This is a genomic window from Streptomyces sp. NPDC033229, assembly GCF_055576875.1.
On the sequence record NZ_JBVIQR010000003.1, the window covers coordinates 352,732 to 359,655 of the forward strand.

9 protein-coding genes and 1 pseudogene are annotated in these 6,924 nt (G+C 68.7%); 5 read left to right on the forward strand and 5 right to left on the reverse strand.

All coding sequences use genetic code 11. The annotated features are described in order from the left end of the window. The first annotated feature begins 37 nt into the window (after positions 1-37). Positions 38-505, forward strand: a complete 468-nt coding sequence (locus ACZ53N_RS04810) for an RICIN domain-containing protein (protein WP_469139539.1) — start codon at positions 38-40, stop codon at positions 503-505. A gap of 47 nt (positions 506-552) precedes the next feature. Next, the gene (locus ACZ53N_RS04815; RefSeq protein WP_469139540.1) at positions 553-1,533 is read left to right on the forward strand and encodes an alpha/beta hydrolase; all 981 of its coding nucleotides are present in this window, start codon (positions 553-555) and stop codon (positions 1,531-1,533) included. Positions 1,534-1,888: 355 nt separating this feature from the next. Here the strand turns inward: ACZ53N_RS04815 and ACZ53N_RS04820 are convergent, their stop codons facing one another. Beyond that, the gene (locus ACZ53N_RS04820) at positions 1,889-2,212 is read right to left on the reverse strand and encodes a plasmid stabilization protein (RefSeq protein WP_469139541.1); all 324 of its coding nucleotides are present in this window, start codon (positions 2,210-2,212) and stop codon (positions 1,889-1,891) included. Positions 2,213-2,468: 256 nt separating this feature from the next. After that, positions 2,469-2,705, reverse strand: a complete 237-nt coding sequence (locus ACZ53N_RS04825; protein WP_469139542.1) for a hypothetical protein — start codon at positions 2,703-2,705, stop codon at positions 2,469-2,471. 93 nt (positions 2,706-2,798) lie between these two features. On the opposite strand from ACZ53N_RS04825, the gene ACZ53N_RS04830 reads away from it, so the two are divergent. Then, the gene (locus ACZ53N_RS04830; protein WP_469139543.1) at positions 2,799-3,446 is read left to right on the forward strand and encodes a class I SAM-dependent methyltransferase; all 648 of its coding nucleotides are present in this window, start codon (positions 2,799-2,801) and stop codon (positions 3,444-3,446) included. 286 nt (positions 3,447-3,732) lie between these two features. Here ACZ53N_RS04830 and ACZ53N_RS04835 read toward each other — a convergent pair whose 3' ends face one another. Then, positions 3,733-4,722 carry a magnesium and cobalt transport protein CorA gene (locus ACZ53N_RS04835; RefSeq protein WP_469139544.1) on the reverse strand — a complete coding sequence of 330 codons (990 nt, stop codon included), beginning with the start codon at positions 4,720-4,722 and terminating at the stop codon, positions 3,733-3,735. 534 nt (positions 4,723-5,256) lie between these two features. Between ACZ53N_RS04835 and ACZ53N_RS04840 the strand changes: the two genes are divergently transcribed. Continuing rightward, positions 5,257-5,442 (forward strand): LysM peptidoglycan-binding domain-containing protein, encoded by a 186-nt coding sequence (locus tag ACZ53N_RS04840; protein ID WP_469139545.1) that lies wholly within the window; start codon positions 5,257-5,259, stop codon positions 5,440-5,442. Positions 5,443-5,518: 76 nt separating this feature from the next. Here the strand turns inward: ACZ53N_RS04840 and ACZ53N_RS04845 are convergent, their stop codons facing one another. Next, complete coding sequence (locus tag ACZ53N_RS04845) at positions 5,519-5,794, reverse strand: peptidoglycan-binding domain-containing protein (RefSeq protein ID WP_469139546.1); 276 nt, start codon at positions 5,792-5,794, stop codon at positions 5,519-5,521. A 326-nt stretch (positions 5,795-6,120) separates the two neighbouring features. On the opposite strand from ACZ53N_RS04845, the gene ACZ53N_RS04850 reads away from it, so the two are divergent. Continuing rightward, positions 6,121-6,705 (forward strand): DinB family protein, encoded by a 585-nt coding sequence (locus tag ACZ53N_RS04850; RefSeq protein WP_469139547.1) that lies wholly within the window; start codon positions 6,121-6,123, stop codon positions 6,703-6,705. Positions 6,706-6,724: 19 nt separating this feature from the next. Here ACZ53N_RS04850 and ACZ53N_RS04855 read toward each other — a convergent pair. Then, a pseudogene (locus ACZ53N_RS04855) lies at positions 6,725-6,924 on the reverse strand (IS982 family transposase); the annotation flags it as partial.

Here is a 6,924-nt window from a genome sequence, read left to right on the forward strand (position 1 = left end):
CTCGCACAGGGGGAACGAAACAGTGCACACGCGCAGCATGAGAGCGCTCCTGCTCGGCGGGGTCCTCACCGTCACCGCCCTCGCCCCGGCGCCCGGCGCCCTGGCCACCGTGCCGACCGCCGCCACGGCTCCCGCGCGCGCCGACGACGCCGTCCAGTCCTTCAGGAACCAGGCCACGGGCCGCTGCATCGACGACACCGACAACGGGTTCCGCACCTGGAGCTGCAACGGCTCCACTCCGCAGAAGTGGTCCATACACGTCTGGGGCGACGGGACGCGCCAGTTGAGGAGCCTGAACACGGGCCGTTGTGTCGAGGACACCGACAACGGCTTCCGGACCGTCGCCACCTGCGGCTCGGGACCGGAGCAGAGCTGGTGGATCAAGGTCTGGGACGACGGCACCGTCCGCTTCCAGAACCAGGCCACCCTGCGGTGCATCGACGACAGCAGCCTGGGCTTCCGCACCTGGGCCTGCAACAGCACGCCGTACCAGAGCTGGTCCTGAGCGCGGCTGACGCGTTGATTACTCCCTTTCCGACCAGGAGGTCATTGATGAGCGAGCAGAGCCCTTCCCGTAGAGGTGTCCTGAAGGCCGTCGGCGGATTGTCCGCGGCGGCGGCCCTGGGCGGCGGGACCGTCCTCGCGACGGCGTCGTCGGCCGGTGCGGCCGGTGACGGTCACGGACTGCGCATCGTGGAAGCGGGCGAGAGCGACCCCCGCATGTGGTACTACCGGTTCGAGACCGCGGCGATCGGCTGGAAGCCCGCCGTCAACGTCCTGCTCCCCGACGACTACCACTACAGCGGACGCCGCTACCCCGTCCTGTACCTGCTCCACGGCGGCGGGGGTGACTTCATCGAGTTCGACCGCCTGCCCGAGGGGGGCATCCGGGCGTGGACCGCCGGCAAGCCCATGATCGTCGTGATGCCCGACGGCGGGCACACGGGCTGGTACTCCAACCCGGTCACCTCTTTCGTGGGCCCCCGGAACTGGGAGCACTTCCACATCGAGCAACTGATTCCGTGGATCGACGACAACTTCCGGACGTACAACGAGTACGACGGCCGGGCCGTCTCCGGGTTCTCGATGGGCGGCTTCGGCGCGCTGAAGTACGCCGCCAAGTACTGGGGCCACTTCGCCTCGGTGAGCGCCCATTCCGGCCCGGCCAGCCTGCGCGGTCGCGGCGACATCATCGTCCATTGGGCGAACGCGACCTCCGCACTCGATCTGGGCGGCGGCACCGTCTACGGCGTGCCCTGGGACCAGAACAGGGTCAGCGCCGACAACCCGTGCCAGCGCGTCGAGAGTTACCGGAACAAGCGGGTCTTCATGGTCGCCGGTACCACTCCCGAACGCATCTGGGACCGGCTCAACGAGACCAACGTGCTCGACACCCAGCGAGAGTTCCGCGGCCTGCTCGACCGCGCCGGCATCCCGCACGAGTCGCACGAGCGGGACGGCGGCCACTGGGTCCGCCCGGACCTCTTCCGCCATGACCTCGACGGCATCATCGACCGTCTCCGCAAGGCGTAGGACCGACCGTGGGGGGGGGGGGGGGGGGGGGGAGGCCCCCCCACCCCCCCCCCCCCCCCCCAACACAAACCCCATCGACCCACCCCTCCCCTCCCAATCGGGGGAGGAGACACACACCCCCCACCCCCCCTGCAATGGGGACGTCCCCCCCCCCCCCCCCCCGCCCCCCCCCCCCCCCCCCCCCCCCCCCCCCCGCCCCGCGCCGAAGCCGACGTGGTCGGCCCCGCACGCTCCGGTCAGGGCCGGGGGTCATCGACCCGTGCCCACGTTCCCGGCCGCTCCGGTGACGATCACCCGCTTCGCACGTCGCATGATCCTGTTGTGAGCAGCCGGGTTCCCCTCGCCCACACCCGGATCAGCGGCCGAGTTTCCTGGCCAACTCGTCCTTGTTCATGGAGGAGCGGCCTTTGATGCCGCGGTTCTTCGCCTCCTGGTAGAGCTCGTCGCGCGTCGGCTCCTTCGAGCGGTTGCCGGACCTCTCGCCGCCGCGCTGGGAGGCGGACTTTCCCTGCGTGGAACTGCGGCTCGCGGTCTTGGACTCGCCGGACCGCGCACGCTCCTTGTTGACCGTCCGGGCCGCCATCTCCTCGGCCCTGCCCTCGGACATGCCGCGCTTCTTGCCGCTGTCCTTGATGTGTTCGTACTGACGTTCCCGTTTGGGGCTCGAACCTTGCGGCATGGTGGCTTTCCTCTCGTTCAGCGGTCCACCGCCATGCTGCCTCGCCTCGGGGTCGCGCGCACGGCGGCGGCCTGTCGTGCCTCCCTCCGCGCGTTCCCCGGAACAGCCGGCCGACACGCCGGCCCCCGCCGTCGGCGCTCAGCCGCGAGGCGGGCCACAGGAGGTACCCCCAGTGCGGCGACGGCTGCTTCATGGGACACGTTCTCGGCCACCCGCACCAAGGGCCGACGCCGAACCCTCCCGCCAGGGAAGTGCGTCAGCGCTTGGGACAGACCCCGAGAACAGCGTGACGGGCCGGGTCGGCTGCGGAGTCCTTCTCGTTCTTGCTGGTGACCACGAGTCGCACGCCGTCGGCGCGGAACTCGGCGGTTCGCCCGCTGGGCTTCCACGGCGCGCTCGACCACCGAACGGCGCCGGCCCTGGCATCCCGCGCTTCCACGCCGAAGGCCCCGCCGCCGTCGTGGGACTTCAGGAACAGCACCAGGGTCCCCAACTCGACCGATGTGCCCGGGACTTCGAAAACCGGTAGGAGGGAAGACCGTAATTCTCCCGGCTCACCCCAGCGCCAGGAACTACTGTCGCGAGCATGATCGAACACGATGCCCTCCATGCCACCCGCGAGGCCTACGACGCGGCCGCGCCCACCTACGCGCAGTTGTTCCGCGACACACTGCGCGACAACCCCCTGGACCGCGCGATTCTGGGCGCCTTCGCCGAGGCCGTCAGCGCCAGCGGAAACGGTCAGGTCGCGGACCTGGGGTGCGGGCCCGGCCATATCACCGCTCATCTGGACGGGCTGGGGCTGGGGGCGTTCGGTGTTGACGACTCTCCCGCGATGATCGAGTTGGCTCGGCAGGCCTATCCGGGCCTGCGGTTCGACGTGGGCTCGATGGCCGCGTTGAACATCGCCGACGGCGAGCTGGGCGGCATACTCTCCCGTTGGTCCATCATCCACACGCCGCCGCAGGACGTCCCCGTCATCCTGGCGGAGTTCCACCGTGTGCTGGCGCCTGGCGGCCACCTCCTGGTCGGCTTTTCAGCAACCGACGACCCGTCTCACCCGACGCAGGTCTTCGACCACACCGTCGCACCGGCCTATCGGTGGTCGCCCGATCACCTTGCCGCGATGCTGCGCGAGTCCGGGTTGGACGAGGTGGCCCGGATGGTCCGCGAGCCTCAGCCCACGGACCGACGGCAGTTCCAGGAGGTCCACCTACTCGCCCGCAAAGCCTGAGCAGGGACCGCCTGACCGCACAACGTGAGGCGCATCCAACCTGCCGGACGCAGAGCCGTCGAGGTCGTCGTCGAGCCCTGCGCCCCGGTTCGAAGGCCGATGCCTTCTCCGTCGCCACCGATCTGCTCGCCGGACGCGGCCCTCGTCGACGCGTGGAACTCGCCCCTCGGCGAAGCCGTCGCGCGGATCCTCGCGACGCATCGCCGGGGCCTCGACGGTCTCGCGAGCGGCTGCGGTTTCCTCGGTGGTGGCAGGCCGCTGAGCGCCCCGCCGCGGGTCGGTTTGTCTAGAGCCAGCCGTTGCGGCGGAAGGCGCGGTAGAGGAGCCCGGACGCAAGCGCCATGAGCCCGAGGGCGAGCGGATAGCCGTAACTCCAGCGGAGCTCGGGCATGTGCTCGAAGTTCATCCCGTAGACGCCGGCGACCATGGTGGGGATCGCGAAGATCGCCGCCCAGGCCGAAATGCGGCGCATGTCGTCGTTCTGCCAGGTACCCACCCGTGCCTGCTGTGCGTCCAGGACCGAGTTCAGCAGCTCGTCCAAGGATCGCACCTCGGTGTCGGTGTGGTTCAGATGGTCCACCACGTCGCGGAAGTAGGGCAGGGCCTTCGGCGGATGGCTCTGCCCCTCCTGACCGTAGCCGGTCAGGAGCCCCTGGAGGACGGGGACGAGGGGCTGGACCGCGTCACGAAACTCCCGGACCTCCCGCTTGAGGGAGTAGATCGCCTCGGTGTGGTCGACTCGGGAGGTGGAGAAGACGCAGTCCTCCAGCGCGGTGAGGGCGGCCCGCACCTTCTCCGCGCAGTCGCCGTAGGCGTCCACGACCACGTCGAGGACGGCGTGCAGAACGGACAGCGGGCCGAAGCGCAGCATGCGGGGGTCGGCTTCGAGCCGACGGGCGGCTTCAGCGGCCGGGTCGACCGCACCGTGCCGCACCGTGAGCACGTAGTGGGGACCGACGAAGACCATCAGCTCCCCGGTCTCCACCGCCGTATCCGCATCGACGTACCAGAGCGTCTTCAGTGCGACGGCCAGCACGTCGCCGAAGCGCTCCCGCTTGGGGCGCTGCCGTGCCTGGACCGCGTCCTCGACCGCGAGGGGATGCAGGCCCAGCTCCTCTGCCAACTGCAACAGATCGGCCTCGGCCGGGTCCACCAGGCGCACCCAGCCGAACTCACCGTCACGCAGGCCGCGCAGCCGCTTCAACACCAGCCGGCAGGCCTCATCCTCCAGGCCGCACTCCACGGTCTCCGCCCGGCCGGACCGCTGCTCGTACATCACACATTCCATCCCACACTCATGCTTCAACACGCCGAATCCATGCACCACCAGCCGCGCCGCGCTCCTGCCCCACTGCCTTCGCCTGGCTGTTCCCGCCTGCGCAACCACGCGGCGACCCGGGTACGACGGCCGCAGGGCGGCAGACGGGCCGGGCGGTGAGTGCTGCTGGTCGGAGTGGCCCCGCTGACCGTACGGTCCTGGACGGACCGCTGGGGCTGACGGTGCCGCGGGCAAGGTGAACCCCAGCTCTGAGTTCGACCTGGGCGGCCAGTGATGTGACCGGTGAGGTGACCGGGAACCTTTGCCAGGTTGCTCGTTGTGCTGGTTGGAAGTGACGACGCTTCCAACCAGCGCGGGCAGGCGGGATGGCGTAACCGGTCAGGGTCCACAGGCCGGCCGAGCAGGGGAGGCAGGAGCTCCAGCACATCGTGCGGCGAGGTAGCACCAACTCGGTGCGGTTTCGGCGACGCTTCAACGAGATCGGGGAGCACTGCCTGGGCGAAGTAGGCCCATCTGGACTAGGTTGGAAATATGACTACAAACACGACAAAAACCACGCACTACACGGTCCAGTCCGGTGACACGCTCACGGCCATAGCCGCCAGGTTCGGGACGACGGTCGAGCAGCTCGTCAAGTGGAACAACATTCCCGACCCGGACTTCATCAAGGTCGGGCAGCAACTGATCGTCGCCAAATCGGCGCCGATGGCGGCCTGACGAGAGCGCTTCGGCGGCGGTTGCGGCCCAATCACTGCCGTCTGCTGACGGGTTCGTAGCGCGCAGGCGCTCTCACTCAGCAGACGAAGTCGGGTGAGTTGGCCCAGAAGGTAAGGAACGACCACGTCTGTGCGGCGACGATGCCGTCGATCGTGATCTCGGCGCACTTCTGGAATCTCTTGGTCGCGGCCTCGGTGACCGGCCCGAAGGATCCGTCCTCAAGCAGCTTGTCCCCCTGCATCGACAGGTTGAGGTAGCACTGCGCCTGCTTGACCGCCTCCCCCGTCGAACCGCGCTTGAGCGTCGGGCGGCTGGTGGTGAAGTTGCAGGGCTGACTGTCCGTGGCGGGCATGACGAGTTCCTCTTCCGTGTGGGCGTGAACGCGGTCATACAGCGATGAACATGACGGCGACAGGGCAATGGCGTGCGCCATGGCAGGTCATGAGCTTGCCGCCCGGGATATCGCTCTGGCCCCCTCAGAGAAGCACGGGGCCTTACACGCCGCGCGGCAAGGAGCTCCGTCGGGGTGATGGCTTGTGCGTTCCATGCTCCCGGCAGTCGAACGGTGTGCAGGTGTCCGGGAACGAACTCCCCGCGCATGAGGAGCAGCCCGAGCAGGGCAGTGAGCGCGCCGGTCGGAAGTGAGACCACGAGCAGCCTGTGGCAGGCTCATGCCGCATGATCGATGAATTCGCGAAAGACAACCTGCACGGGAGACTGCGGCGGGACCGCAAGGCGCTGCTCTGGAAACTCGACGGCTTGTCCGAATACGACGCCCGTCGGCCTTTGACAGCGACCGGGACCAACCTCCTCGGCCTGGTCAAACACGTGGCCACCGTCGAGGCCAGGTACTTCGGCGAGGTCTTCGACCGCCCTTCCCCGGAACCGCTGCCCCGGTGGCAGGACTCCAACGGCAGCGATCAGTGGGTGACCGAGGACGAGACCCGTGATCAGATCATCGGGTTCTACCGGCGCACGTGGGAACACTCGGACGCGACGATCAACGCGCTTCCCCTCGACGCCCCCGGCCACGTGCCGTGGTGGCCGGAGCCTTGTCCCAACACGAACCTGTTCGCCGTCATGGTCCACGTCCTCGGCGAGTCCATCCGGCACGCCGGGCACGCCGATATCCTGCGCGAGGGCCTCGACGGCCGGACCGGGTTGCGCGCCGAACACGAGAAGCAGATCGACGAGAAAGCCCGTGCAGCCCACTGCGCGAAGATCGAGCAGGCCGCCAGGTCGGCCGCACCCATCAAGGCCTAGACGAGTCATTCCGATGTGATCAGTGGTCATAAGCGATCAAGGAGCGTATGACGGGCTGGCCGGTCTTGTGGTTGTGCCAGATCGCGGCGGCCATCGCGAGGATGCGTTGGGCGACGCGGACGGCGACACCTTCGAAGGTCCGGCCACCGTGCTGTTCCAGGTCGAGCTGGCCTTTGAGGGTGTCGTTGACCGACTCGATCAGCTGCCGCACCGACTTCA

Bases quoted from the DNA above. Each gene is read 5' to 3' on its own strand.
- ACZ53N_RS04835 (WP_469139544.1), bottom strand. From the start codon at position 4,722: ATGTACGAGCAGCGGTCCGGCCGGGCGGAGACCGTGGAGTGCGGCCTG.
- ACZ53N_RS04845 (WP_469139546.1), bottom strand. From the start codon at position 5,794: ATGCCCGCCACGGACAGTCAGCCCTGCAACTTCACCACCAGCCGCCCG.
- ACZ53N_RS04810 (WP_469139539.1), top strand. From the start codon at position 38: ATGAGAGCGCTCCTGCTCGGCGGGGTCCTCACCGTCACCGCCCTCGCC.
- ACZ53N_RS04840 (WP_469139545.1), top strand. From the start codon at position 5,257: ATGACTACAAACACGACAAAAACCACGCACTACACGGTCCAGTCCGGT.
- ACZ53N_RS04850 (WP_469139547.1), top strand. From the start codon at position 6,121: ATGATCGATGAATTCGCGAAAGACAACCTGCACGGGAGACTGCGGCGG.
- ACZ53N_RS04820 (WP_469139541.1), bottom strand. From the start codon at position 2,212: ATGCCGCAAGGTTCGAGCCCCAAACGGGAACGTCAGTACGAACACATC.
- ACZ53N_RS04815 (WP_469139540.1), top strand. From the start codon at position 553: ATGAGCGAGCAGAGCCCTTCCCGTAGAGGTGTCCTGAAGGCCGTCGGC.
- ACZ53N_RS04830 (WP_469139543.1), top strand. From the start codon at position 2,799: ATGATCGAACACGATGCCCTCCATGCCACCCGCGAGGCCTACGACGCG.